The 24,631-nt window shown below is 71.0% G+C and carries 23 protein-coding genes and 1 pseudogene; 14 read left to right on the forward strand and 10 right to left on the reverse strand.

Annotated features, from left to right (window positions below; genetic code table 11):
- Positions 1 to 569 (reverse strand): annotated as a pseudogene (locus tag AC1DE0_RS21325) (helix-turn-helix domain-containing protein); the annotation flags it as partial.
- A gap of 814 nt (positions 570 to 1,383) precedes the next feature.
- On the opposite strand from AC1DE0_RS21325, the gene AC1DE0_RS21330 reads away from it, so the two are divergent.
- A complete protein-coding gene (locus AC1DE0_RS21330; protein WP_478105437.1) occupies positions 1,384 to 1,524 on the forward strand; it encodes a hypothetical protein in 141 nt (46 codons plus the stop codon).
- Positions 1,525 to 1,585: 61 nt separating this feature from the next.
- Here the strand turns inward: AC1DE0_RS21330 and AC1DE0_RS21335 are convergent, their stop codons facing one another.
- Positions 1,586 to 1,867: a hypothetical protein gene (locus AC1DE0_RS21335; protein ID WP_478105439.1), complete on the reverse strand. Its 282-nt coding sequence runs from the start codon at positions 1,865 to 1,867 to the stop codon at positions 1,586 to 1,588.
- A gap of 111 nt (positions 1,868 to 1,978) precedes the next feature.
- Here AC1DE0_RS21335 and AC1DE0_RS21340 point away from each other — a divergent pair, with 111 nt between their 5' ends.
- From AC1DE0_RS21340 to AC1DE0_RS21365, 6 genes are all read left to right on the forward strand, one after another.
- Positions 1,979 to 2,140, forward strand: coding sequence for a hypothetical protein (locus tag AC1DE0_RS21340; protein WP_478105441.1), 162 nt, complete (start codon positions 1,979 to 1,981; stop codon positions 2,138 to 2,140).
- Positions 2,141 to 2,389: 249 nt separating this feature from the next.
- The gene (locus AC1DE0_RS21345; RefSeq protein ID WP_478105443.1) at positions 2,390 to 3,562 is read left to right on the forward strand and encodes a magnesium and cobalt transport protein CorA; all 1,173 of its coding nucleotides are present in this window, start codon (positions 2,390 to 2,392) and stop codon (positions 3,560 to 3,562) included.
- A gap of 34 nt (positions 3,563 to 3,596) precedes the next feature.
- Positions 3,597 to 4,436 carry a DUF72 domain-containing protein gene (locus AC1DE0_RS21350; protein WP_478105445.1) on the forward strand — a complete coding sequence of 280 codons (840 nt, stop codon included), beginning with the start codon at positions 3,597 to 3,599 and terminating at the stop codon, positions 4,434 to 4,436.
- Between the two features lie 138 nt (positions 4,437 to 4,574).
- Complete coding sequence (locus AC1DE0_RS21355) at positions 4,575 to 5,111, forward strand: OsmC family protein (protein ID WP_478105447.1); 537 nt, start codon at positions 4,575 to 4,577, stop codon at positions 5,109 to 5,111.
- 9 nt (positions 5,112 to 5,120) lie between these two features.
- Complete coding sequence (gene pta / locus AC1DE0_RS21360; RefSeq protein WP_478105449.1) at positions 5,121 to 7,208, forward strand: phosphate acetyltransferase; 2,088 nt, start codon at positions 5,121 to 5,123, stop codon at positions 7,206 to 7,208.
- Positions 7,205 to 8,386 (forward strand): acetate/propionate family kinase, encoded by a 1,182-nt coding sequence (locus tag AC1DE0_RS21365; RefSeq protein ID WP_478105451.1) that lies wholly within the window; start codon positions 7,205 to 7,207, stop codon positions 8,384 to 8,386. Before pta ends, AC1DE0_RS21365 begins: the two co-directional genes overlap by 4 nt.
- Here the strand turns inward: AC1DE0_RS21365 and AC1DE0_RS21370 are convergent.
- A complete protein-coding gene (locus AC1DE0_RS21370) occupies positions 8,383 to 9,249 on the reverse strand; it encodes an SDR family oxidoreductase (RefSeq protein WP_478105453.1) in 867 nt (288 codons plus the stop codon). The genes AC1DE0_RS21365 and AC1DE0_RS21370 overlap by 4 nt on opposite strands.
- A 124-nt stretch (positions 9,250 to 9,373) precedes the next feature.
- Between AC1DE0_RS21370 and AC1DE0_RS21375 the strand changes: the two genes are divergently transcribed.
- Positions 9,374 to 10,588, forward strand: coding sequence for an AI-2E family transporter (locus AC1DE0_RS21375; protein ID WP_478105455.1), 1,215 nt, complete (start codon positions 9,374 to 9,376; stop codon positions 10,586 to 10,588).
- A 327-nt stretch (positions 10,589 to 10,915) separates the two neighbouring features.
- On the opposite strand, the gene AC1DE0_RS21380 is transcribed toward AC1DE0_RS21375, so the two are convergent.
- The 5 genes from AC1DE0_RS21380 to AC1DE0_RS21400 form a co-directional block, all read right to left on the reverse strand.
- Positions 10,916 to 12,031 carry a hypothetical protein gene (locus tag AC1DE0_RS21380; RefSeq protein WP_478105457.1) on the reverse strand — a complete coding sequence of 372 codons (1,116 nt, stop codon included), beginning with the start codon at positions 12,029 to 12,031 and terminating at the stop codon, positions 10,916 to 10,918.
- A 70-nt stretch (positions 12,032 to 12,101) separates the two neighbouring features.
- Positions 12,102 to 12,734 carry a GNAT family N-acetyltransferase gene (locus AC1DE0_RS21385; protein ID WP_478105459.1) on the reverse strand — a complete coding sequence of 211 codons (633 nt, stop codon included), beginning with the start codon at positions 12,732 to 12,734 and terminating at the stop codon, positions 12,102 to 12,104.
- A 70-nt stretch (positions 12,735 to 12,804) separates the two neighbouring features.
- A complete protein-coding gene (locus tag AC1DE0_RS21390; RefSeq protein ID WP_478105461.1) occupies positions 12,805 to 13,299 on the reverse strand; it encodes a MogA/MoaB family molybdenum cofactor biosynthesis protein in 495 nt (164 codons plus the stop codon).
- Positions 13,292 to 13,717 carry a cyclic pyranopterin monophosphate synthase MoaC gene (gene moaC, locus AC1DE0_RS21395; RefSeq protein WP_442293122.1) on the reverse strand — a complete coding sequence of 142 codons (426 nt, stop codon included), beginning with the start codon at positions 13,715 to 13,717 and terminating at the stop codon, positions 13,292 to 13,294. Before moaC ends, AC1DE0_RS21390 begins: the two co-directional genes overlap by 8 nt.
- A 101-nt stretch (positions 13,718 to 13,818) precedes the next feature.
- Complete coding sequence (locus tag AC1DE0_RS21400) at positions 13,819 to 16,461, reverse strand: UTP--glucose-1-phosphate uridylyltransferase (protein WP_478105463.1); 2,643 nt, start codon at positions 16,459 to 16,461, stop codon at positions 13,819 to 13,821.
- A 59-nt stretch (positions 16,462 to 16,520) separates the two neighbouring features.
- Here AC1DE0_RS21400 and AC1DE0_RS21405 point away from each other — a divergent pair, with 59 nt between their 5' ends.
- Positions 16,521 to 17,150, forward strand: a complete 630-nt coding sequence (locus AC1DE0_RS21405; RefSeq protein ID WP_478105465.1) for a 5-formyltetrahydrofolate cyclo-ligase — start codon at positions 16,521 to 16,523, stop codon at positions 17,148 to 17,150.
- Between the two features lie 10 nt (positions 17,151 to 17,160).
- Here AC1DE0_RS21405 and AC1DE0_RS21410 read toward each other — a convergent pair whose 3' ends face one another.
- Positions 17,161 to 19,692, reverse strand: a complete 2,532-nt coding sequence (locus AC1DE0_RS21410) for a penicillin acylase family protein (protein WP_478105582.1) — start codon at positions 19,690 to 19,692, stop codon at positions 17,161 to 17,163.
- Between the two features lie 218 nt (positions 19,693 to 19,910).
- On the opposite strand from AC1DE0_RS21410, the gene AC1DE0_RS21415 reads away from it, so the two are divergent.
- The 5 genes from AC1DE0_RS21415 to mscL all read left to right on the forward strand — a co-directional run bounded on the left by AC1DE0_RS21415 (position 19,911) and on the right by mscL (position 24,060).
- The gene (locus AC1DE0_RS21415) at positions 19,911 to 21,431 is read left to right on the forward strand and encodes a potassium/proton antiporter (RefSeq protein WP_478105466.1); all 1,521 of its coding nucleotides are present in this window, start codon (positions 19,911 to 19,913) and stop codon (positions 21,429 to 21,431) included.
- Between the two features lie 43 nt (positions 21,432 to 21,474).
- Positions 21,475 to 21,876, forward strand: coding sequence for an FmdB family zinc ribbon protein (locus AC1DE0_RS21420; RefSeq protein ID WP_478105468.1), 402 nt, complete (start codon positions 21,475 to 21,477; stop codon positions 21,874 to 21,876).
- Positions 21,877 to 21,948: 72 nt separating this feature from the next.
- A complete protein-coding gene (locus AC1DE0_RS21425) occupies positions 21,949 to 22,815 on the forward strand; it encodes an S-methyl-5'-thioadenosine phosphorylase (protein WP_478105470.1) in 867 nt (288 codons plus the stop codon).
- Entirely contained in the window at positions 22,815 to 23,501 is a 687-nt protein-coding gene (locus tag AC1DE0_RS21430) for an SAF domain-containing protein (protein ID WP_478105472.1), read from the forward strand. Before AC1DE0_RS21425 ends, AC1DE0_RS21430 begins: the two co-directional genes overlap by 1 nt.
- Before the next feature lie 193 nt (positions 23,502 to 23,694).
- Positions 23,695 to 24,060, forward strand: a complete 366-nt coding sequence (gene mscL, locus AC1DE0_RS21435; protein ID WP_478105474.1) for a large conductance mechanosensitive channel protein MscL — start codon at positions 23,695 to 23,697, stop codon at positions 24,058 to 24,060.
- A 118-nt stretch (positions 24,061 to 24,178) separates the two neighbouring features.
- On the opposite strand, the gene AC1DE0_RS21440 is transcribed toward mscL, so the two are convergent.
- The gene (locus tag AC1DE0_RS21440) at positions 24,179 to 24,604 is read right to left on the reverse strand and encodes a tetratricopeptide repeat protein (protein WP_478105476.1); all 426 of its coding nucleotides are present in this window, start codon (positions 24,602 to 24,604) and stop codon (positions 24,179 to 24,181) included.
- Positions 24,605 to 24,631 lie beyond the last annotated feature (27 nt).

The following is a 24,631-nucleotide window of genomic DNA, read 5'->3' on the forward strand; positions in this document are numbered from 1 at the left end:
GAGGTGGCCCGCTCGATGACATGGGCCAGCACGCAGAACCTCGAATGGTCATCCACCCCCGTCACGAGCTTCGCGTCCCGCACCACCCCGGTGGCCACGTCGACCAACTGGATCCCGCCGACGATGTCGATCCCTCACAGCTGCATCGGCCCCGGACGCTCGAACCGCACATACGCGCTCTTCGGCTTCTTCCGCGGCCGGGTCCGCAGCAGGCCCTGCCGGATCAAGATCCGATCGATCGTGCGCTCCGCCGGCACCGTCACCCCCTCCACGGGGTGACGCATCAACTCCATCCGGATCCGACGCGACCCCCACCGCGGATGCCTGCGACGCATCTCCACGACCGCTGCCTCGACCACCGAAGCCACCTGCTGCGGACACGACACCGGCCGATGTGACCGGTCCGCCAAGCCCGCCAGCTGATCGGTCAGGTACCGACCCACCCACCGATGCACGCTCGAGCGATGCACCCCACACCCCGCCGCGACCTCGGTGACATCCGCACCAGCCAACACCGCCCGGACCGCGTCCAACCGCTGCTCGATGACAGACAAGACAACCAGTGCCAATCCCGGCCTCCTCGAGTCCGGACGCCCCACGGAGACGCCCGAACCCACGGTGCCGAACCACGCCCCTGTCGCACATCACCTGACGGACGACTGTCGCGCATCACCTGAGGGAGGACAGCAATCGGGATACGAGTCGGTGAGGAGTTTCTGTACTGGTTCAAGCTACGCCTCCGGCGCAGAAAAGCGCGGGGACCCGCGGCAGGGACCCCGCGCTGCGGGCGGCGCTGGCGCGCCGTCCTCGCGCACCCCGCCGCCCCCACGCTTCCAAGAGCTCAAGGCGGCGCCCGACCCGTCGAGAACGCTCCCCACGGCAGGCTCAGCGAGCCGTCGTCGAGACACAAGCGCCTGGACGAGGGAAGCCCCAGCCGTCGCCGCTCCAGTCGAGCCCCAGGGAGGACCACTGCCCACCTCGAGCGCGAGGTGCCCGCTCCAGCCCGCGCGGCTGAGTCGATCAAGCGCCTTCTGCGCGGCGCCGCCCAGCGCGGAGCCTTCCCGTCACTGCGCAGACCCGCGTGCTCGAGTCGTGTCCCCCCGGTGTCCCCCGGGCCCCAAAACGCCCACCCGTCAAGGGTGCCCAGGAAACGCATGCAGCGCACCAGGACGAGCACGACAACGGCCCCGCACCTGTTCGCAATGAGAAGGTCAGGGGTTCGAATCCCCTCAGCTCCACAACATGAAGAAGGACCGGACACGCTTTCTGTCCGGTCCTTCTTCATGTTCTGGATGCTTATGGGCGGATTCGGGGAGGAGCCCGGAGCGCGGCGGAGGGCGACGGCTCCCCCTCAGTTGCACTGGACCTGCTCGCCCGCGACTTGTGGAAACGGCGCTGGCCTGGGGCGCGGGGGGAGACTTCGCCATCGTCTCCTCCGGCATGCGCGAGTGCCTCACGTCGCCAGATGGAATCAGCGCCGAGGACCAGTCCACCATGGAGAAGCTCTTCCTCACCCTCGCCTGACAGTGACGGTCCCGGTCGAGGAGACCGGGACCGCCAAGGTCGAGAACACACACAGGCGTGCTCACGGCGGACTGCGCTCCCGACCACGGCGCCGGAGCGCAGTGGTGGTCTGCGAAGACGCACAGCGCGTCGGCCGGGACTCGAGGGCTGCGCCGCATGCAGGACGTGCCGGCTCGGAGGCGGGCGGCTCGAGGGAGGGTGTCCGCGCGCCGAAGCCGGCTTGCATCAGGGCCTCGAACTCGAGGCGGACGAGCTCGTCGTCAGCCAGTACCAGTTCCATGAAGGCCGCATCGACGTCGCGCTGCGGCGCCGGCATCGCCGTCGTCATCATCATCGTCGTCACCTCCGTCACTCGTCGAGCGCCGTCCTGGATCCCAGCCAGATCTGTGGTGGATGCGATAGATTTTTTGTAGCACCAGCAGGACGCTGATGCAAGACCCGGATCCGAGGCACCGTGAACCCAGCGCCCGTCGGCGAGGACGACCCCGAGCTCGGCCTCTACGGCATCACCGTCGCAGCCGAGCTCGTCGGCGCAGGCGTCCAGAACTTGCGGCTCGAGGCGCGCGTCCAGGACCTCGAGTCGGAGGCCGGCCTCCACGGGCGTCGGCGGCGCTGAGCGCCGGGCCCGCAGTGGCCTGACTCGGAACGCGCCACGCCGACCCCGCCCGCAGGTCTAGACTCCCCCAGGCGACGGCATACGGGCGGGTCGCGGCGACAGCAGGAGGTGGGTCCCCATGTGTGGCGAGCCTCCCAGTCATACGACCCACGAGAGCTGACCGCTCGAGACCCAGGCACCACCGACCGGGCTCGCAGCGGCTCTCGTGACGCTGTCCGCCGCCCCTTCGTCCCGCCACGGGAGGTCGCCATGTCCGAGCGCACCCGCACCACCACCCGCAACCCCATCCGCACCCTCGCCGGCCGGGTCCGGCGACCCGGCGCCGCGAACGACACGTCGCAGCCGTCGCAGCCGTCGCACCCGAACGACCAGCCGGGCTCCAGCCGCCAGCGGCGACAGGGCGCCAGCGTCGTCGACAGCGCCATCTACGTCGACGGCCGGCGCACGTCGTCACCCGAGGGCCTGGCCGACACGTTCCGCGCCCTGCGTGAGCTCGACAGGTCGATGGGCTGGATCGGGCTCTACCGACCGACGCAGGACGAGCTGGCCGCTCTCGCAAGCGAGTTCGACCTGCACGAGCTCGCCGTCGAGGACGCGATCGTGGCCCACCAGCGCCCGAAGATCGAGCGCTACGGCGACACCCTCTTCGTCGTGCTGAGGGCCGCACGCTACGTCGACGCGTCCGAGCAGGTCGAGTTCGGCGAGGTCCACCTCTTCGTCGGCCCCGACTTCGTCATCACCGTGCGCCACAGCGAGGCGCCTGACCTGTCCGCGGTGCGCCGGCGCCTCGAGAGCGACCCCGAGCTGCTCGCGCGGGGTCCCGAGGCGGTGCTCTACGCCATCCTCGACCGGGTGGTCGACGGCTACCTGCCCGTCGTGCGGGGGCTGCACAACGACATCGACGAGATCGAGACGGAGGTGTTCCGGGGCGACCCGGCGGTCTCGCGACGCATCTACGAGCTGAGCCGCGAGGTCATCGAGTTCGAGCGTGCCGTGCGGCCCCTCGCCACGGTGATCCAGTCGCTGTCGGCCGGGTTCGAGAAGTACGGCACGGACGAGGAGCTGCGCCGCTACCTGCGCGACGTCGAGGACCACCTCACCGCGGTGCGCGAGCAGGTCGAAGGCTTCCGCCACCTGCTCCGCGACATCCTCACGGTCAACGCCACGCTCGTCGCGCAGAAGCAGAACGAGGAGATGAAGACCCTCACCGAGGCGAGCATGGACCAGAACGAGGAGGTCAAGAAGATCTCGGCGTGGGCCGCCATCCTCTTCGCCCCGACCCTGATCGGCACGGTCTACGGGATGAACTTCGACGCCATGCCCGAGCTGCACTGGCGCCTCGGCTACCTGTTCGCGCTCGGCATGATGGGCGTCGTCAGCGCCGCCCTCTGGGGCGTCTTCAAGGGCCGCCGCTGGATCTAGCCACGCAGGGGAGCCGGCGGGGTATGGGTGCAGCATGCCCCGTGCACTCGTCGGCGTCTCCGGGTGGCGCTACCCCTCCTGGCGGGGTGACTTCTACCCGAAGGGGCTCCCCCAGCGGCTCGAGCTGACGTATGCCGCCGAGCGGATGTCGTCGATCGAGGTGAACGGGTCGTTCTACTCCCTCCAGCGCCCGAGCTCGTATGCGGCGTGGCGGGCCGCCGCTCCTCCCGACGTCCTGTTCGCGGTGAAGGGCGGACGCTTCATCACCCACCTCAAGGCGTTGCGAGACGTCGAGACCCCGCTTGCCAACTTCTTCGCGAGCGGGGTCCTGGCCCTCGGTGCGCAGCTCGGGCCCATCCTCTGGCAGCTGCCCGAGCGCCTGCACTTCGACCACGACCGCCTGGCCTCCTTCTTCGAGCTGCTGCCGACCACCACGGGTGCGGCGGCCACCCTCGCCGCGAACCACGACGACAAGGTCAAGGAGGACCGCAGTCTCACGACGACCGAGGTCGACGTGCCACTGCGCCACGCCCTCGAGCCGCGCCACGAGAGCTTCGACTCGGACGAGGCCCGGGGGCTGTGCGCGGAGCACGGAATCGCAATGGTCGTGGCCGACAGTGCCGGGAAGTGGCCCGTGATGCACGACGCGACGAGTGACTTCCGCTACGTGCGCCTCCACGGCGAAACCGAGCTCTACGCCAGCGGCTACACCGACGAGTCGCTCGACCGGTGGGCCCAGACGTGCACCGGATGGCTCGACGAGGGGCACGACGTGCACGTCTACTTCGACAATGACGCCAAGGGCCACGCACCTCACGACGCCCTGCGCCTGCTCGCCAGGCTCGGTATCGACCGCGTCCCACGCGAGCCGTAGACCATGCGCGGCCCTTACCGGGCGGGGCGCGAGCGCCGACGGCAGCAGACCGCATACGTTGGCTGTGACCGCGTCCGTCGATCAGGGAGGGCCCATGAGCGACCACGTCCAGCACGCACCACGCCCGAAAGCGCACGGATGAACCGCGACGAGCTGCGCGCCGCGCAGACACCGCTCAAGCAGCGCTACCGCGACGAGCCTGCGAGCGCACTGACACCCGTCTCGGCGACCGCGACGTTCGATGTGCCGCCGACCGTCGAGGTCGCCACCTGGGCGGGCCCCGTGCGCGCCGGACTGCACCGCGCCACGGGTGGCGACGGCACCGACGCGTGCTCGGGCGACATGCTCATGGAGGCCCTCGTCGCGTGCGCCGGCGTCACGCTGCACACGGTCGCCGTCGCGTTCGGCGTCGACCTGCGCGACGTGACGGTGCGTGCCGAGGCCACCTTCGACGTACGCGGCACGCTCGGGATCGACCGGGACGTCCCGGTGGGCGTCATCGCGCCACACGTCGTCGCCGAGGTGACGACCGATGCCGACGACGCCACCCTCGAACGGCTGGCGACGGCGACGGAGCGCTACTGCGTGGTCGGGCAGTCGCTGAGCCAACCACCGACCTTCACGGTGTCGCGCCGTGACCCCGGTGCCGACCCGACGCCGGTGGCCGTTCGCTAGGTTCGTGTCGTGAGCCGAAGCGTCTACGTCACCTCTCCGGAGGGCCTGACGGGCAAGTCCGCCGTGGCCCTCGGCCTGCTCGACGCCCTCCTCCGCGAGGTCGGTTCGGTCGGCGTCTTCCGACCGCTGACCACCCTCGGTGGGAGCGGCCCGGACGACGAGGTCGACCACATCGTCGAGATGCTCGTGAGCCAACCGGGCATCGACCAGACGTACGACGAGGCCATCGGCGTCACCTACGCCCAGGCGCACGACGACCCCGACGAGGCGCTGCACGTCATCGTCGAGAAGTTCGGGGCACTCAGCTCCCGCTTCGCCGTGGTCGTGGTGGTCGGCTCCGACTACACCGACGTCTCGACGGGAACCGAACTGTCGTTCAACGCCCGCATCGCCGCCAACCTCGGCTCGGCCGTCGTCCTCGTCGTGCACGGCCGTGGCCGCACGCCGGACCAGATCCGGGTGGCGGCCGACGGCGCGGTCGCCGAGCTGCGCGCCAACCACGCCCAGACCGTGGCCGTCGTCGCCAACCGCGTCGAGTCCGATGACCTCGGCGAGGTGCGAAGTGCGTTGTCCTCGTTGCCTTTTCCCGTCACTGGCGCGATCCCCGAGAACGCCCTGCTGTCGGCCCCGAGCTTCCGCGCGCTCGCCGAGGCCATCGACGCGCGGCTGGTGCTCGGCAGCGAGTCATGGATGGACCGCGACAGCCTGGGACTCGTCGTCGCGGCAATGAGCCTGCCGAACGTGCTCGCCCGTATCGGCCCCGACGTCACGATCATCGCCCCGAGCGACCGCAGCGACCTCATCCCGGGCCTGCTCCTCGCGCACCAGTCGGGCACGTTCCCGACCCTGGCCGGCATCATCTTGACCGGCGGCTATCCGATCCCCGAGACCATCGCACGGCTCTCGGCAGGCGTGCAGCAGGACCTGCCGATCGCGCTCACCGACGACGGCACGTTCCGCACGGCCGAGCGGCTCATGCAGGTGCGCGGGCCGATGACCAAGGGGTCACGCAACAAGATCGAGACGGCCCGACGCCTCTTCTCCGAGAGCATCGACGTCACGGCCCTGCTCGCAGCCGTCGACGTCTCCGCGTCCGAGGTGCGCACGCCGCTGATGTTCGAGTTCCAGCTGATGGAGCGGGCCCGCGCCGACCGGCGACACATCGTGCTGCCCGAGAGCCAGGACGACCGCATCCTCCAGGCCGCCGACGTCCTGCTGCGCCGCGGCGTCGCCGACCTGACGCTGCTCGGTGACGAGACGAAGGTGCGCGCCCGCGGCTCGAGCCTCGGTCTCGACCTCGACGCCGCAGCCGTGGTGTCGCCCACCGACCCCGACCTCGTCGAGCGCTTCGCCACGGAGTATGCCGCCGCGCGGGCCCACAAGGGCATGACCGTCGAGCGCGCCCGAGAGGTCGTCACCGACATCTCCTACTTCGGCACGATGATGGTCCACCTCGGCCTCGCCGACGGCATGGTCTCGGGCGCGGTCAACACGACCGCACACACCATCCGCCCCGCCCTGGAGTTCGTCAAGACGGCCGACGGTGTGAAGACCGTGTCGAGCGTCTTCCTCATGTGCCTCGCCGACCGCGTGCTCGTCTACGGCGACTGCGCCGTCATCCCCGACCCGACCGCGGAGCAGCTCGCCGACATCGCGATGTCCTCGGCCCAGACGGCGCACCAGTTCGGCATCGAGCCGCGCGTCGCGATGCTGTCGTACTCCACCGGCGCCAGCGGATCGGGTGCCGATGTCGAGAAGGTCAGGGCCGCAACGGAGCTCGTCGCCCAGCGCTCGCCCGAGCTCGCCCTCGCCGGGCCGATCCAGTACGACGCCGCCATCGATCCCGACGTCGGCCGGGCCAAGATGCCCGACTCCCCCGTCGCCGGGCACGCCACCGTGTTCGTCTTCCCCGACCTCAACACCGGCAACAACACCTACAAGGCGGTCCAGCGCAGCGCCCACGCCGTCGCCGTCGGACCTGTGCTTCAGGGTCTGCGCAAGCCGGTCAACGACCTGTCGCGTGGCGCACTCGTCGACGACATCGTCAACACCGTCGCCATCACGGCGGTCCAGGCCCAGCAGGGAGCATCCCGTTGACCGACACCAACGCCCAGACCTCCGGCGCCGCCACCGCGGCTCCGCCGGTGCTCGTCCTCAACGCCGGGTCGTCGTCGCTCAAGTTCCAGGTCGTGGTGCCCGAGACCGGTGAGAAGCGGGCAGGCGGCACCATCGAACGCATCGGTGAGTCGGGCAGCGACGTTGCCGACCACGCCGCCGCCCTGAAGCGGATGACCGACGACCTGCGCGCCGACGGCGTGGACCTCGACAGCGTCCCGCTGCGGGCCGTCGGGCACCGGGTGGTCCATGGCGGTCCCGACTTCTCCGAACCGGTCGTCATCGACGACGCCGTGCTCGAGCGCGTTCGCGAGCTGAGCGCCCTTGCGCCCCTGCACAACCCGGCAGCCGTGACCGGAATCGAGGCGGCGCGCGAGCACTTCGACGTGCCGCACGTGGCCGTCTTCGACACCGCCTTCTTCTCCTCCCTGCCGCCCGAGGCGTCGACGTATGCCGTCCCGCGCGACCTCGCGCGCAAGCACGCGATCCGCCGCTATGGCTTCCACGGCACGTCCCACCAGTGGGTCTCCCGAGCTGCGGCCGACCTGCTCGGACGGCCGGTCGGCGAGCTGCGCCAGGTCGTCCTGCACCTCGGCAACGGCTGCTCGGCCTCGGCCGTGCGCGGCGGCGTGGCCGTCGACACCTCCATGGGCCTGACGCCGTTGCAGGGACTCGTCATGGGCACCCGCTCGGGTGACGTCGACCCCGGCCTGCACGCATACCTCGGTCGTGAAGCCGGCCTGTCGCTCGACGAGATCGACACGCTGCTCAACAAGAAGTCCGGCGTGCTGGGACTCAGCGGTGTCAACGACTTCCGCGAGCTCGAGAAGCGGCTCGCCGACGGCGACACCGAGGCCCGCCTCGCGTTCGACGTCGTCGTGCACCGGCTCAAGCACTACGTCGGCGCCTACCTCGCGGTGCTCGGCGGCATCGACGTGCTCGTCTTCACCGCCGGCATCGGAGAGAACAGCATCGCCCTCCGCGCCGCCGTCACCGAAGGGCTGGAGGGACTCGGCATCGCGATCGACCGCGCCCGCAACGGTGCCCGATCGAGGCGGGCACGCGTCATCTCGCCCGACGGGTCACCCGTGGTCGTCGCGGTCGTGCCGACCAACGAGGAGCTCGCGATAGCCCGCCAGACCGCCGAGCTCGTCGGTTAGCCGCGCTTCGACTCGAGGTAGGCCCGCAGCGACAGCGGCGGCCGGCCGGTGAGCCGCTCGACGTCGTCGGTGACGCCGTCGAGCTCGCCCTTCGCTACGGCCGTGTAGGTCGAGACCCAAGCATCCACCTGCCAGTCGGGTGCCCCGTAGACCGCGCGCGACGCGTACGCCTCCTCGAGGGTCTCGTCGTGGAAGGTGACCTCGCGTCCGGTGACCTCGCTGACGACGGCTGCCATCTCGGCGAAGGTCAGCGCCTCGGGCCCGGTCAGGCTGTAGGTCTGACCGGCGTGCGACTCGGGGCCGATGAGCACCGCGGTCGCCACCCGCGCGATGTCCTCGTGGGCGACCACCGCTGCCTGCCCGTCCCCGGCCGGCCCGCGGATCACGCCGTCCTCACCCATCATCTGGTCGACGAACTCGAGGTAGAGGTTGTCGCGCAGGAACGTCCACGCCATGCCCGAGTCCCGCAGGCGCTGCTCGGTCGCCGCGTGGTCTCGGGCCAGCGTGAAGGTCGCGTCGGGCGCGGCCCCGAAGAACGACACGTAGACGACGTGCCGCACGCCCGCGGCGGCCGCGGCCTCGATGAAGGCGTAGTGCTCGGCGAGGCGATCCGCGTTCTCGGCGGCCGAGACCATGAAGAGGGTCTCGACACCCGCCAGCGCGCTCTCGGCGGCGACCCGGTCGGCGTACGCGGCCTGCACCGGCCACGCGCCCGGGAGGTCGGGTGCGCGACCGACGTCACGCACGAGGAGCCGCTGCGGCACTCCACGGTCGGCGAGCTCGCGGGCGACGAGCCCGCCCAGCCATCCGGTCGAGCCGGTGACAGCGAGGGTCGGGCGGCCGGTGACGGATGCGTCGCTCATCCCCCGAGCGTACGCAGCCGTGCCGTTCTGCCGATGCGCGATCGTGATCGTGACGCCGGGTTTCACGGCCGCATGGGGAAGGGTCGTTGCCCCGTGGCCGCGCCGGGCAGCATACGGTGTCACCGTGACCGACAAAGCGGCTGACGCCCCCTCCGTCCGGACGCCCGAGCCAGCGGCCCCCGCACCGACCGCGGCCGGCGACGTGACCCCTCCCCTCGCGCCCGAGCTGCCCGGCATCGAGGCGGCGGAGGTGCCGCCCGGCATGCGGGTGGCGGCCGACTGGGCGTGGCGCATCGTGCTCATCGGGGCAGCCCTCTACGTGCTGTCGCAGGCGGTGCGCGCCGTCTCCGAGATCATCGTGCCGGTGGCCATCGCGATCCTGGTCACCGCCCTGCTGCGGCCGGTCGCCCTGTGGCTGCAGGCACGGCGGCTCAAGCCCGGCGGCGCCGCGGGCCTCACCGTCCTCGGTGTGCTGATCCTCGTCAGCGCGCTGTTCACGCTCGTCGGGTCGCAGTTCAGCAGCGGCTTCTCCGACCTCACCTCCCAGGTCGCGACCGGCCTCGAGCGCATCCGCGACTGGGTGCGCACGAGCTTCAAGATCACCGACGCGCAGTTCGACCAGTACTTCAACACGATCCGCGACAAGGTCAGCGAGTCGGGCAACCTCGGCGACACCGCCACGTCGGTCGGCCTCACGGCGACGCACTTCATCGCCGGCCTCTTCATCGCGCTCTTCTCCCTCTTCTTCTTCCTCTACGAGGGGCCGCGCATCTGGGGCTGGGTCGTGCGACTCTTCCCGCGCGCGACCCGCCCGCGCGTCGACTCGTCCGGCATCATCGCCTGGCACCAGCTGTCGGCGTTCGTGCGCGCGACGATGATCGTCGCCCTGGTCGACGCGATCGGCATCTCGGTGGGTGCCGCGATCCTCAAGGTGCCGTTCGCCTTCGCGATCGGCATCCTGGTGTTTCTGCTGGCCTTCATCCCCATCGTCGGCGCGCTGCTGTCGGGTGCGGTGGCGGTTCTGCTTGCGCTGGTCGCCCACGGTCCGGGCGTCGCGCTGATCATGCTGGCCGTCGTCATCGGTGTGCAGCAGCTCGAGTCGCACGTGCTCCAGCCGTTCCTGCTCGGCAAGGCGGTCAGCGTGCACCCGCTCGCCGTCATCCTCGCCATCGCGACCGGGTCGATCATCGCCGGCATCGTGGGCGCCCTCGTCGCCGTGCCGTTCGCGGCCGTGCTCAACGCGGTCGGCAAGCACCTGTTCAGCGACGAGAGCACCCGACAGCTCGACCGCGAGCTGTCCGACTCCGCAGACGAAGGCAGCTCCCCCGCCAACGCCTGACGTTTCCGTGGTCAAGACCTGTGGGGCCCGTATGCCGGCAGGCCCAGACAGGCGCCCACCCGTCGGATCCGGCGCCGCGGCCCCCAAACCGTCGCCCAGACCGACGCCCACCCGTCGGATCCGGCGCCACGGCCCCCAAACCGTCGCCCAGGCAGGCGCCCACCCGTCGGATCCGGCGCCACGGCCCCCAAACCGTCGCCCAGGCAGGCGCCCACCCGTCGGACCCGGCGCCACGGCCCCCAAACCGCCACCTGGACCGACCGATCCCGCGCGCCAATTCAGCCGGGGCCGGATTTGCGGCGGCTGCGGCGAAGGGTGGGACGGCTCTTACTGCGAGACGGCGCGGCGGGCGAAGAGGGCTCGGTCGTCGAGCTCCTCGGCCTCGTCGGCGAACTCGGGTGTGTCAAAGACGTCGGCGGGGATGCCGCCCTCGGTGAAGCGCGGCTCGGCCTTCGCCTTGAGCGAATAGGTGGGCTTCGGCACGGGGACCGGGCTCCAGCTGCCCTCGGGCGCCGCCTGCGGCTCGGGCTGCGCGGCGGGGGCCTCACCCGCGACCGGGGCCTGCACGTCGAAGACTCCGGGCTCGGCGTGCGCGGCTCCGGACGCCCCGACGGTGACCACCTGCTCCACACCGACGGCCACGTCCGAGACGGAGCTGCGGATGACCTGCGTGTCGTCACTCGACAGCACGGGCACGTGGGTGGCGGTCCAGTCGTACTCGTCGTTGCGGCGGTCGCGGCGACGACGGCGCTGTGACCCCGAGCGACCTCGTGCCTCGTCAGCCGACGTGCGCAGCTTGTCGGCCTGGGCCTCGGCCCGAAGCCACACGAGGACGGCGCCGACCGTGAGAACGGCGAACGGGATGGAGACCCACATGAGCAGGCCGGTCACGGTCAGCACGATCGAGGTCGGGAGCCACACGATCGCGGCAAGGAGAAGAACGGCGCGAATGCGCCTCTGCGACATCGGGACTCGAGCAGGGGCCGGAGCACTACTGGGCCGGCGGTGCGGCCCGGTGATGCTCGACTGGCGCGCTGACTCGTGCATGCGGTCCACCTCGGTGGCGTTGGGGGCGATGTCGTGGTCGTCGTGACTGGGGAGTGCAAAGACCGTCTCGGCCAGGTCGGCAGAGAGCACCTGCTGGTCTGTGCGACGAGCCACCAGCGGAGAGTTGCGGCGCGAGGTGCCGGCGGGGACGGCTCGCTTCACGTCGACGGTCGGGCCGCCCACCCGAGCCGGCTTGACGGCATACGAGTGGGGCCGCGGGGTGCTCAGCTCGGCCTTGGGCAGCGAAGGACGCTTCTCGAGGACGCGCATCGCCTCGGAGAAGCCGTCGACGGAGCGGGTGGCTGCGGCATCCTCGCGGCGACGGGCCCAGTGTTGGATCAGGTAGGCAGCCCAGATCGCCACGATGACGACGAAGATGAGGCTGCTGACTGGCACGTGACCCACGGTAGGACGCGCCTCGACGCCCGCCTCGCACATTCGAGGCGTGTCGCGCAAGAGGCTGGTGTTACACCTGTGACAGGCGTGCCATGAGAGTCGCGCCCCGGAGGTCCTCGCTCGTCACCGCGAACGACCGGTGGTCGCGCCACGCACCGTCGATGTGGAGGAAGCGACGGCGTACGCCCTCGTCGCGCAGCCCGAGCCGCTCGGCCACCCGCAGCGACTTCTCGTTGTCGAGCCGGATGTTCACCTCGACACGGTGCAGCCCGCCCTCCCCCAGGGCGTGGTCGACGGCCAGCGCCAGAGCCCGCGTGGCGATGCCCCGCCCGGTCACCGACTCGTCGAGCCAGTAGCCGGCAGCGCCGGACTGCTGTGCTGCGCGGACGATTCCGAAGAGGTGCACCTGCCCGACGATGCGGCCACCGACCTCGATGCACCACGGCAGCGCCCGGTCGGCGCGCGCTTCGGCGTCGAGGTCGCGCACGAACTGCCGAAACGACACGGGCGTGCGCGGCGGCGCTCCCGGCGGCAGCGTCGGTTCCCACGGTTGGACGTGGGCAGCGTTGTCGCGGCGCACCCGCTGCCAGTCACGTTCGTCGTCGATGCGCAGGGGCCGCAGCACCACGACGGGATCGACCGAGGCGTCGCGCAGGACGATGGGCCAGCGAGCCTGACCGTCGCGGTGGGGACGCCACGGCATCCTCATCGCGTCACGCCCGCCGTCGCTGAGCGGTGAATCGCTTTGGCCTGCACGCCTACCCATCTGGTCATCAGTGGTCGCTGCCCGGGACCTGGTCGAGCGCATGCCCCAGCACCGGCTCGAGAACCTCGAGAGCGTCGACCACGCCCCCTCGAGACCCGGGCAGGTTCGCCACGAACGTGCGCCCGGCGAGACCGACCAGGCCTCGCGACAGCATCGCGGTGGGAACTCCCGTGGCGACGCCTGCCGCCCTGATCGCCTCCGCCACCCCGGGCACCAGCCGGTCGAGCAACGGCGCGGTCTGCTCGGGCGTCACGTCGGTGGGCGTGAGGCCGGTGCCGCCGCTGGTGAGAACGAGCTCCGGCTCGGTGGCCAGCGCCTCTCGCAGCGCACGGCCGAGCTCGTCGCCGTCCGGCACCACGACCGGGCCGGTGACCTCGAAACCCCACGCGCGCAACCGTTCGGCGATGACCGGCCCGGACCTGTCCTCGTAGACACCTGCCGCCGCGCGGGTCGACGCCGTGACAACGACGGCCCGCCGACCCGAGCCGAACCCCTTACTCACGCCAGTCCCCCGAGCGGCCACCGGACTTCGCCGTGACGCGGACGTCGGTGATGCGGGCGTGCTTGTCGACCGCCTTGACCATGTCGATGAGCGCGAGGGCAGCGACGGACACGGCGGTCAGCGCCTCCATCTCGATGCCGGTGCGGTCGGCGGTGCGCACGGTCGCCGAGATGTCGGCGCCGTCGTCGGCCACCGTGACGTCGACCTCGACGCCGTGGACGGCGATGGGGTGGGCCAGCGGGATGAGCTCGGGGGTGCGTTTCACCGCCTGTATGCCGGCGATGCGGGCCACCGCGAGAGCGTCACCCTTGGGCACGGCACCCGATCGCAGGGCAGCCACGGCGTCGGCGGACAGGAGGACGCGCCCGGCCGCACTCGCCTCGCGGGCCGTGACCGCCTTCGCCGAGACGTCGACCATGTGGGCGCTCCCGTCGGCGCGCACGTGGGTCAGCCAGGGGTCGGTGGGATCGGGCGGGTCGCCCGGGTCTGCCGGACCGGGGACCTGTGGCTGCTCCCCCATCACGCCTCCCGGTCGAGCACGAGCACGTCGACGACCTCGCCGGCGACGAGCTCGGTGACGTCCTCGGGCACGACGAAGAGTGCGTTGGCCTTGGCGAGGTCGGCCACGAAGTGCGAGCCCTGCCCAGCGACCGGCACGGCGACGAGCGTCCCCTCGGCCGAGCGAGAGACGACGGCGCGACCGAACTGGCGTCGACCGCCGAACGACTCGACACCGGAGATCAGGGTTGCAGGCCGGAGCCGGCGCTTCTCGGGGCTCAGGCGCATCAACCGCCGCAGGGCCGGTCGGACGAAGACCTCGAACGACACGAACGACGACACGGGGTTGCCCGGCAGCGCGAACAGCGGCACACGCCGTCCGCCCGGCCCCGTGAGCAGCCCGAAGCCCTGCGGCTTGCCCGGCTGCATGGCCACCTTGACGAAGTCGACGCCCTCACCCTTGAGCGCACTCTTGACGACGTCGTAGGCCCCCATCGACACGCCCCCGCTCGTGATCACGACGTCGGCCTGGCCGACCACCTCGTCGAGCGCCCTGACCAGCTCGTCGTCGGAGTCACCCACCGCCGCGCGGATCTCGGCCGACGCCCCCGCCCCCACCGCGGAAGCCCAGAGCATGGACGAGTTCGAGTCGTGGATCTGTCCGGGCTGCAAGGGTTTTCCGGGCTCGACGAGCTCGGCCCCGGTCGAGAGGACGACGACGTGCGGACGGCGGTGCACCTCGACCTCGGCATAGCCGCACGCGGCCAGCAGCGCGATGGTGCGGGCGCCCACCACCTCACCGGCCGAGACGACAACGCTCCCGGAGGTGACGTCCTCACCACGCGGGCGCACGTAGCGCCCAGGGTCGACGGCGACCCGGCACTCGACCTCACCAGTCGCTGCGCCGTCTGTGTCCTCGACGGCGATGACGGCGTCGGCCCCCTCGGGCATGGGGGCCCCGGTCATGATGCGGGCAGCCTCGCCCTCTCCGACCGAGAAGGTCGGGTCGACTCCCGCTGCGACCTCACCGACGATGCGCAGCCTGACCGGCGTGTCCCCCGCTTCGGCGAGCGAGGCGGCGCGGACGGCATACCCGTCCATCGACGAGTTGTCGAAGTGCGGGAGGTCCACCCTGGCGCGCACGTCGCGGGCCACCACGAGGCCCAGGGCGTCGGTGAGCGGAGTCCACTCGGTCGGCGACGGCTCGAGCATGGACAGGATCGCCTTGAGGTGCTCGTCGACCGTGCGGACGTCGCCGGGCGTCGCGATGGGAACCGTTGCAGGAGTGGGCAGCTCACCGAGCACGGCGTCGTCGAGGACCCGCCTGTAGCCGTCGATGAGGACGTCGCCGACACACCTGACGTTGCGCCCGAAGACGGGGTCGCCGATGACGCGCAGGCTGGTGCATTCGCGCATCGAGGGCACCCCCTTGGGGAACCGCTTCTCGAAGCCGGGCACGAACCGGTAGGCGGAGTCGAGGTCGACGAACGGCTCTGGCCCGTCGACGGCCGCGACGACGTGGAAGTCGTCGTCGAGCGAGAAGAAGTCGGAGCGGATGACGAGCAGGTCGTTCGTCGTCTTCACCGGGCGGAACCGCGTGCGCGGCACGAGGATCGCCTCGGAGCCCTCGAAGACCTCGATGGCCGTGCCCATCGCCGACTCCATCTGGATGACGTCGGGCGAGGTCGGGTCGGCCGGGTCGACGGTCTTGTGGTTCACGATGATCGGCAGGCCGAGGACCCCCTGCTTGGCGGTCATCCGCTCGCGCAGCACCTTCAGGTCGATCCAGACGTTGTTGGCGTTGAAGGTGCTGTGCCGCTTGATGTCGCGGAAGTGCCGCTCGTCGCCCTCGGCCACCTGGGCGGTGTCGCGCAGCACGATGCGCCCGTCGGACTTGCGGACGGCCAGGTGACCACCCTTGCGGTCGCTCTTCGTGCGCTTGCAGACCTCGGCGACGTAGGGCAGGCCGTGCTCGACCATCCACGCGGCGACGTCGGGGTCGCAGGTCGCGCCGAGGTTGTCGGAGTTCGAGAGGAACGCGTAGTGGATCCCCTTCTCCAGCAGCGCATCGAGGACTCCGGAGGTGACGAGGGAGACGTAGACGTCGCCGTGGCCGGGTGGGCACCACTCGAGCTCGGGGTCGGCCGGCCACTGGACCGGTGTGAGGTCGTCGGGGCTCAGCTTCGGCTCGGCGTTCTGGATGAAGTCGAGGGGCAGCCCCTCGACCGGCAGGTCGGCGTACTTCGAGAGGATCTTGAGCGACTCCTCCGACGTGCGGAAGGAGTTCATCAGCACGAGCGGCAGCTCGACGCCCCACCGCTGCCGGAGGGCGAGCACCTGCTGGGCGATGATGTCGAGGAAGGTCAGCCCGTCCTTGACCTCGAGGGCGGACTTGGCCCCCGACATCCCCATCCCGGTGCCGAGGCCTCCGTTGAGCTTGATCACCGCCGTGCGCGACAGGGCCTCGCGGGCCTCCTCGTCGGAGACCCTGACCTCGCGCAGCGTCTGCACCTCCCCGAGGGGCTCGATGGAGTCCTCGGGGATGGTGCCGAGCGCGCCGTCCTGCAGCTGCGCGTAGTAGTGCTCGAACACCGTGATCGCCTCGGGACCGAGGCCCCGTTCGCGCATCAGTGCGACGGACGCCTGGAGCCCCTGGTCACTCATGGCCATCACCTTACGATGGGCCGTATGTGCGGCACCCCAGGGCGCGGGATGTGGGCCCCGTGAACGCTCCCGGCAAGCGTGACCTCCGTCACGCCGCACGCGCGCGGCGGCGCGAGCTCGCCGCCATGATGGACCTCGAGGCGTCCTCGGCGGCGCTGGCCGAAGCAGTGCTGCGCTTCGTCCCCGACCCGTCGCGCGTCGCCGTCTACGAGTCCCTGCCCGACGAGCCGCCGACCGGCCGGCTCGTCGAGGCGCTCCTCGACGCCGGGCACGAGGTGATCGTGCCCGTGGTCCTCGACGACTACTCCCTCCAGTGGAGGTATGCCGTCCGGGGCGCCTCGGGCGACCGCGCGACGGTGAGCCGCCCCAGCCGCCTGCGAGAATCCCCCGACTCGACCGTAGACACCGTAGACACCGCCGACGAGCGCAGCGGCTGGCTCGGCACCGACGCGCTCGCGACGTGCGACCTCGTCGTCACCCCGGGCCTGTCCGTAGACGGCCACGGCACGCGCCTCGGGCAGGGCGGCGGCTGCTACGACCGGGCCCTGCTGCACCGCGACGCCGTGGCACCGGTCATCACGCTGCTCCACGAGGGCGAGCAGAGCGAGGCCGACCTGCCCGTCGACCCCCACGACGTGCCCGTCGACGGCTACGTGACGACGACCGGCCGCGTGGTGCGGCTGCGCTAGGTGGACTCGGCTAGGGCGTCGTCGCCGTCCGCGGCGGGACGAGGGTGAGCTCGTCGGCGGACGCCTCGCGTACGGCGTTCTGGCTGAACGGCCACGGGAACGTCTCGTTCGCCGCCCACGCATCGACCTGGTCGGAGTAGTGGTCGTCGTAGGTGTGCCCGGACTGGCCGGTCGAGTTGACCCAGCGTGACGCGTCGAGGTTGCCGAGGTCGACGACCATGCGCATGGACGGGCCGTTGGTCACGTCGTAGCCGGGCTTCGAGGCGTTCCACGAGTTGGCGTTGACGATGGAGTTGCCGCCGCCGAGCTCGATGTCCTGGCGGTTGAAGAGGCTCTGCACCAGCGAGGGCACGCCGTCGGCACCCATCACCTGGTGCTTGAGGTCGAGCTGGTGCAGCCTGCCCCAGCGCCACGTCGCCGGCACCTTGCCGAGCTCGCGGGCCAGGTCGAGACGGGCCTCGACGAGCGCACGCTTGAGGATCTCGCCCGACCCCTCGGTGAGCCCGGGCGTCGTCTTGTCGTCCCACCAGTCGTTCTTCGGGTCCTTGAGCAGCTGCTCCATGACGACCATCCACCGGCTGCCGCCGTCGGGGGCGATGTCGGGCGGGAGCTCGTCGAAGGTGAACTCGAGCAGGTACTTCCACACGGCGTTGTAGTACGCGGCCGAGGCGGAGTCGCGGGACTTGTCGTTCGGCTGGCTGCCGTCCCAGTCGCGCAGGAGCCGCTGGGCCTGGGCCGTGAAGTCGTCGACCTGGACGGCGAGGAGCCGCTCGACGAGGCCCGGCGCGTACGTGTTCCGGCTGTCGCCCTGGATCTGCGTCATCGTCTCGGGCGAGACCTTCGGTGTCGCGGCGAGCAAGGTGCGGATGCGCTGGGCGCGGAAGCCGTAGTCCCACTCCGAGGTGAGGAACGGGGTCTGGCCGGCGGTGACGGCCTGGTTGGCGGTGACGATGAAGCCCTCCGCCGGGTCGAACGTCTGCGGCAGGTCCTCGAACGGCACGTAGCCCTTCCAGTCCCACTGCGAGTCCCAGCCCGGCGCCGGCCAGAAGCCGGGGGGCGCCCCCGGGGTCGAGGAGCGCCGGACCGGGATCTTGCCGGGCGCCTGGTAGCCGATGTGACCAGCGGTGTCGGCATAGACGAGGTTCTGGGACGGCACCGAGAAGAGCGCGGCCGCCTTGCGGAAGTCGGACCAGTTGCCGGCCCTGTTCAGGGCGAAGATCGCGTCGGCCGTGGTGCCCGGCGTCAGCGCCGTCCAGGCCAGCGAGACGGCATACCGGTTGGACTGGGCGGCGCCACGCACGACGCTGCGGTCTCCCGCGGTGTCGATGTCGGGCACGACGTCGGACAGGATCGGCCCGTGCACCGTCGAGCGCACGGTGATCGGCACGTCGGCCCCGCCGGCGACCTTTATGACCTCCTTGCGCTGGACGAGCGGCGTGTTCTCGCCGTCGCGGAGGTATGCGTCGCCGGTGACCTGCTCGAGGAAGAAGTCGGTGACGTCGGGCCCGAGATTCGTCATGCCCCAGGCGACCTTGTCGTTGTGGCCGATGACGACGCCGGGCAGTCCCGAGAAGGTGAACCCCGAGACGCGGAACGGGCACGCGGGGCTGACGGTGCGGCACTGGAGGTTCACCTGACCCCAGATGCCCGGGATGCTGAGGGCGAGGTGTGGGTCGTTGGCGAGCAGCGGCTTGCCGGTGGTCGTGCGGCGGCCCGACACGACCCAGGAGTTCGAGCCGATGCCGTCGCCGCGACCGAGCAGGGCCGGCACGGCCTCGACCGACGCGAGCGCCGACGAGACGGCGGTGTTGCCGTCGGCCGACCGCAGCTGCTTCAGAGCGGCTGGTTCGGCGCTGGCGGCCTGGTCGGCCTCGGCTGCGGGCTGCCAGTCCTGCGCGGAGAGGATCGGCAGGTTGCGGTCGACGGGGTAGGGCGGGTAGAGCAGGTTGATCTGCTTGAGCGAGCGGGTGGTCCGTGACAGCTGCGCGCGGGCCAGCTCGTCGCGGTAGTCGCCGCGCAGGTCCCACGCCATCGCCTTGAGCCAGGCGAGCGAGTCGACGGGCGTCCACGGCTCGACGCGGTAGTTCGGGTTGCGTCGTGCGAGCACCGTGTACTCGAGCGACATGTTCTCGGGCGAGCCCGCCTGCTTGATGTACGCGTTGACACCGTCGGCGTACGCCTGGAGGTACTGCCGCGTCTCGGGGGCGAGCTTGGGCAGCTCCTGCTCGGCGACGCGGCGCCACCCCATGGTGCGGATCACCTTGTCGGTGTCGACGCCGGAGCTGCCGACCATCTCGGAGAGGCGCCCGGCGGTCACGTGCCGACGCAGGTCCATCTCGAAGAAGCGGTCCTGGGCGCTGACGAAGCCCTGCGCGCGGAAGAGGTCGTTGGCGTTGTCGGCGTAGATGGACGGGATGCCGCGGCCGTCGCGGTTGACGGTGACCGAGCTGGTCAGGCCCTCGATCTGGAGCTCGCCGCTGGTCTCGGGGAACGACTGTCGCACGACCGAGATCGCCACGATGCTCGTCCCGACCACCGCCATGACGAGCAGGACGGCGATGAGCAGGACGATCTGACGGGCGCGCTTCAACCGTGACACGCGAACGAGCCTAGGCCACGGCCGAGCGCCCGAGCCGCCGCCTTCGGAGTGCCGCGCCGCATCGTTTCCGAACCGTCTCGTCGGGTTGCGACGGGCGCGGACACCCTTCCCGCAGCGGCCCACCGGGATGGTTGGATTGCCCCACACCTGAGGAGTCGCCTTTGCCCGCACTCGCGTCCATCACGTCGTCGAGCATGAGCCTCGACGACCTGACACGTGTGCTCCTCATCGGTTCGCTCGTCCTGCTCGTGGCGGTCGCGGCCGTCCGCCTCTCGGTGCGTTCGGGCCTGCCGTCGCTGCTCATCTACCTGGGCATCGGCCTGGCCCTCGGCAACGCCGGCGCCGGCATCCAGTTCGACGACGCGTCGACGACACGAGTGCTCGGCTACGCCGCACTCGTGCTCATCCTCGCCGAGGGTGGCCTCACGACGTCGTGGAGCAACATCAAGCGATCGGTGGCCCCTGCTGCGGTGCTCTCGACGGTCGGGGTCATCGTGTCGGTGCTCGTGGTCGCGGTCGCCGCCCACACCTTCCTCCCCCTGTCGTGGACGATCTCGTTGCTCATCGGCGCGGTCGTCAGCTCGACGGATGCCGCCGCCGTCTTCGCCGTGCTGCGCAACGTCGCGCTCCCCCGCCGCATCTCGGGCATGCTCGAGGCCGAGTCCGGCTTCAACGACGCCCCCGTCGTCATCCTCGTCGTCGCGTTCTCCGCACAGGGCATGCCCGGAGGCACGGCCGACCCGTGGTGGGTCCTGCTCTTCCACACCGCGGTCGAGCTCGCCGGTGGCGTCCTCGTGGGTGGGGTCGTCGGCTGGGTCGGCGGCCAGCTGCTGCGTCGCGTGGCGGGTGCGTCGTCCGCCCTCTTCTCCATCGGGGTCGTGTCGCTCACCGTGCTCGCGTATGCCGTGGGCGCCGCCGTGCACGTGTCCGGCTTCCTCGCGACGTACATCGCCGCGCTCGTGCTCGGCAACATGGGCCTGCCCAACCGGGTGGCCTTCCAGAGCTTCGGCAACGCGATGGGCTGGATCGCGCAGATCGGCCTGTTCGTGCTGCTCGGCCTGCTCGCCGACCCCAGGCGTCTCGACGAGATGTTCGTCAAGGCGCTCGTCATCGGGCTCGTGCTCCTCCTCGTCGCGCGACCGCTCTCGGTCATCGTCTCCGTGTCGTGGTTCCGCGTGCCCTGGCGCGAGCAGGCGTTCCTGTCGTGGGCCGGGCTCAGGGGCGCCGTGCCCGTCGTGCTCGCGACCGTTCCAGGCGTGACGGGGACGCCCGACACCGAGTGGATCTTCGACCTCGTCTTCATGCTCGTCGTGGTCTTCACCATCGTGCAGGGGCCGACCCTGCCGTGGGTCGCGAAGCGGCTCGGTCTCACCGAGCAGGTCCACTCGGTCGACGTCGACCTCGAGTCGACCTCGCTCATGGAGATCAGCGCCGACGTCATCCAGGTCACGGTCGGGGCCGAGTCGCGACTGCACGGGGTCGCCGTCTTCGAGCTGCGCCTGCCCAAGGGGGCCAACGTCACCCTCGTCGTCCGGGGCGGCGAGGGCTTCGTGCCCGAGCCGCACACGACGATCCGGCACGGCGACCGGCTGCTCGTCGTGACGACTTCGAAGGTCAAGCAGCGCACCGAGCGCCGCATCCGCGAGATCAGCCGGGGCGGACGCCTCGCCGGCTGGCCGTAGACTGACCTGCGGCTCATCCCCTTTCAACGTCCGAGGTTCACCTGTGCCCACCTACTCCTACGCCTGCCAAGAGTGCGGCCACGCCTTCGACATCCGCCAGTCGTTCACCGACGACTCGCTGACGGTGTGCCCCCACTGCGGTGAGGCCCGGCTGCGCAAGGTGATCCACCCCGTCGGCATCGCGTTCAAGGGCTCTGGCTTCTACAAGACCGACTCGCGGGCATCTGCCAAGGGCAAGGCCGGTTCGACCTCGGCCAACGGCTCCGGCGCCGAGAAGAAGGACTCCTCGGCCTCCACCTCGTCAGGCTCGACCTCCTCGGGCTCGTCGCAGTCCACGGGTGGCGCGTCGACGTCGTCCTCCGGCTCTGCCGCATCGTCGGGCTCGACCAGCTCGTCCACGGGATCCGGCGGCGCGTCCTCGTCCTCGTCGTCCACAGCCTCCTGACGACCGGGGGCGTTGTCCCCACCCCTGGCGTGGGTCGCGCGGGCCGGTCGGTGACCGCCCTAGGCTCGCCGCATGATGACTGACCAGGTGCCCCTCCCGACGATGCCCGACCCCGCCGGCCAGCGCGCCGAGATCGGTGTCATCGGCGGCTCAGGTCTCTACGAGTTCCTCGACGACCACGAGACGGTCGACGTCGACACCCCGTTCGGGCGCCCGAGCGACCCGCTCGTCGTCGGCGAGGTCGAGGGGCGCACCGTCGCCTTCGTGGCCCGCCACGGCAAGGGGCACCGGTTCGCACCCCACAAGGTGAACTACCGAGCCAACCTCTGGGCCCTGCGCGCCGTCGGCGTGCGCCAGATCCTCTCCCCGTGCGCGGTCGGGTCGCTGCGACCCGAGCACGGCCCGGGCACCATCGTCGTGCCCGACCAGGTCGTCGACCGCACATGGGGGCGGGCGCACACCATCTACGAGCAGGAGGGCCCCGTCGTCCACGTCGGGTTCGCCGACCCCTACTGCCCCAACGGGCGCCAGGTGGCGATCGACGCCTCGCGACTCTCCGACCTGCAGGTCGTGCCCGAGGGCACGCTCGTCGTCATCAACGGACCTCGTTTCTCCTCGCGCGCCGAGTCCGTCATGCACCAGCAGGCCGGGTTCGGCATCGTCGGCATGACGGCGATGCCCGAGGCGGCCCTGGCCMGTGAGCTCGCGATGTGCTTCACCACCATCGCGATGGTGACCGACCTCGACGCCGGCGTCGAGGGCGGCGACGCCGTCACCCACGAGGAGGTGCTGCGCGTCTTCGCCAGCAATGTGGAGCGGCTGAGCGGCATCCTGCGCGACGCCATCGGGCAGATGCCCGCCTACGAGCCCGACGACTCCGCCACCTGCCCGTGCCGCCGCAGCCTCGACGGGCTGGAGCTGCCACTGACGCTGCCCTGATGTTCGGGGTGCACCGGCCCCGCACGGGGTCACGCTCGCAGTGGCCCGACGGCCCGCGCCGACGAAGCGCGCGACGTTCGCGGTGGCGGCGCTGGGCCGCCGCCATCCTGGCCGGGGCCGCGGTGCTCGTCACGGTCGGGGCCCTGCGGCCCGCCCCTGCGGGTGGGGCCGGAGCGCCGACGCTCGTGATGGTGCGCGATGTGGCCGCCGGTCAGGTGGTCTCGGGCGACGACGTCGAGCTCGCCCTGCGACCGCGTGGTCAGCGCCCCGCGACGGCATTGACGACGGCCGCAGAGGTCGTGGGCCGCACGGCTTCCGGCCCGCTCGCGGCGCAGGAGGTGCTGACACCCGAGCGGCTCGTCGGGGGCGACCTGCTGGTCGGCCAGCCAGCCGACCGCGTCGCACTGAGCGTCCCGGTGGTCGACGCCGGCTCGGTCGGCGTGCGGCCCGGCGACCACGTCGACCTCTATGCCACCGGCACCGGCACGCAGGTCGCGTCCGACGTCGTCGTGCTGGCCGTCCACGACTCCGGGCAGACGACGGGGCTCGGGGTCGCGGCGCCGCCCCGACTCACTCTCGCCCTCGGCCCGCAGCAGGCTTCCGACGTCGCCCGAGGCCTCGGTGCCCTCGAGGCGGGTCAGAGTCTCGTGCTCGCCATCCGGCATCCCGGCATCGTCGCGCAGTAGGGTTCTGCCGTAGTCGCACCAACCACAGGCGTCACGCGCGACGCGGGTGGAAAGACTGACCGAGTGATATCGGGGGGCACCGCCGAAGGCACGGCCGAAGTCCGGGGCGAGCACGAGCGCACCACCTCCCGGCTTGGCCAGGCACCAGCGTCGCCTGTCATCTCCTCCACGGTCACAGAGATAGGACTATCGCATGATCAAGGGCTTCAAGGACTTCCTGATGCGTGGCAACGTCGTCGACCTCGCGGTCGCGGTTGTCATCGGCACCGCGTTCGCCAAGGTTGTCGACTCGTTCGTGGCCGTCATCATGGACCTGATCGGCAAGGTCGGCGGCACGCCGGACTTCTCCAACTGGACGCCGGGTGGCGTCAAGTTCGGCGCCTTCCTGACGGCGCTCATCGGCTTCATCATCGTCGCAGCGGCGGTCTACTTCATGGTCGTCGTGCCGCTCAACAAGCTCGCCGAGCGCCGCAAGGCCGGCGTCGAGCCGGAGCCCGAGGCCCCCTCGGAGGAGGTCATCCTCCTGCAGGAGATCCGCGACGCCCTCCGCGTGCGCTGATCTGGGCAAACCCCGCGTCAACGCTGTCGCGCCCACCGGGCTCGCAGCAACGAGTGCCCACTTCCCGACACGTCGGAAAGTGGGCACTCGACTGTTTGGGGTCAGGTCGGGGGGTGGGTCAGGTCGTGGCGGGGGTCCCGGGCTCGGCCGGGGCCACCTCGTTCGTGCCATAGGCCTGAGGACGCTCGTAGCCGCCGAAGATCTCGGCCAGAGCCAGAGGCCGTGCCGCGTCCGCGTGGCGACCGGCCCGCTGCAGGGTGCGGCCCAGGAGCAAGTGCGCGTACGCGTCGGTCGGGGCGTCCTCGATGACGCGCACCAGCGTCGCCTCGGCGCGGCCCAGCTGGGCCGACCTGAAGTAGGCCCGCGCGAGCAGCAGCCGCAGCTCGGTCACCGAGTGCAGGACGCCGTCGGACGAGGCCTGCTCGGCGGAGTCGATCTCGTCGACGAGGGCCGCAAGCGCCGTGGCAGCGGCAAGGAAGTCACCGCGTTCGAACAGACCCTCGGCCCACGAGAGTCGCAGCGTGAAAGGAGTCGTCGTGTTCATGCGACCCACAACGCCCACCGCCCATTG

Source organism: Terrabacter sp. 05T424, from assembly GCF_056396225.1.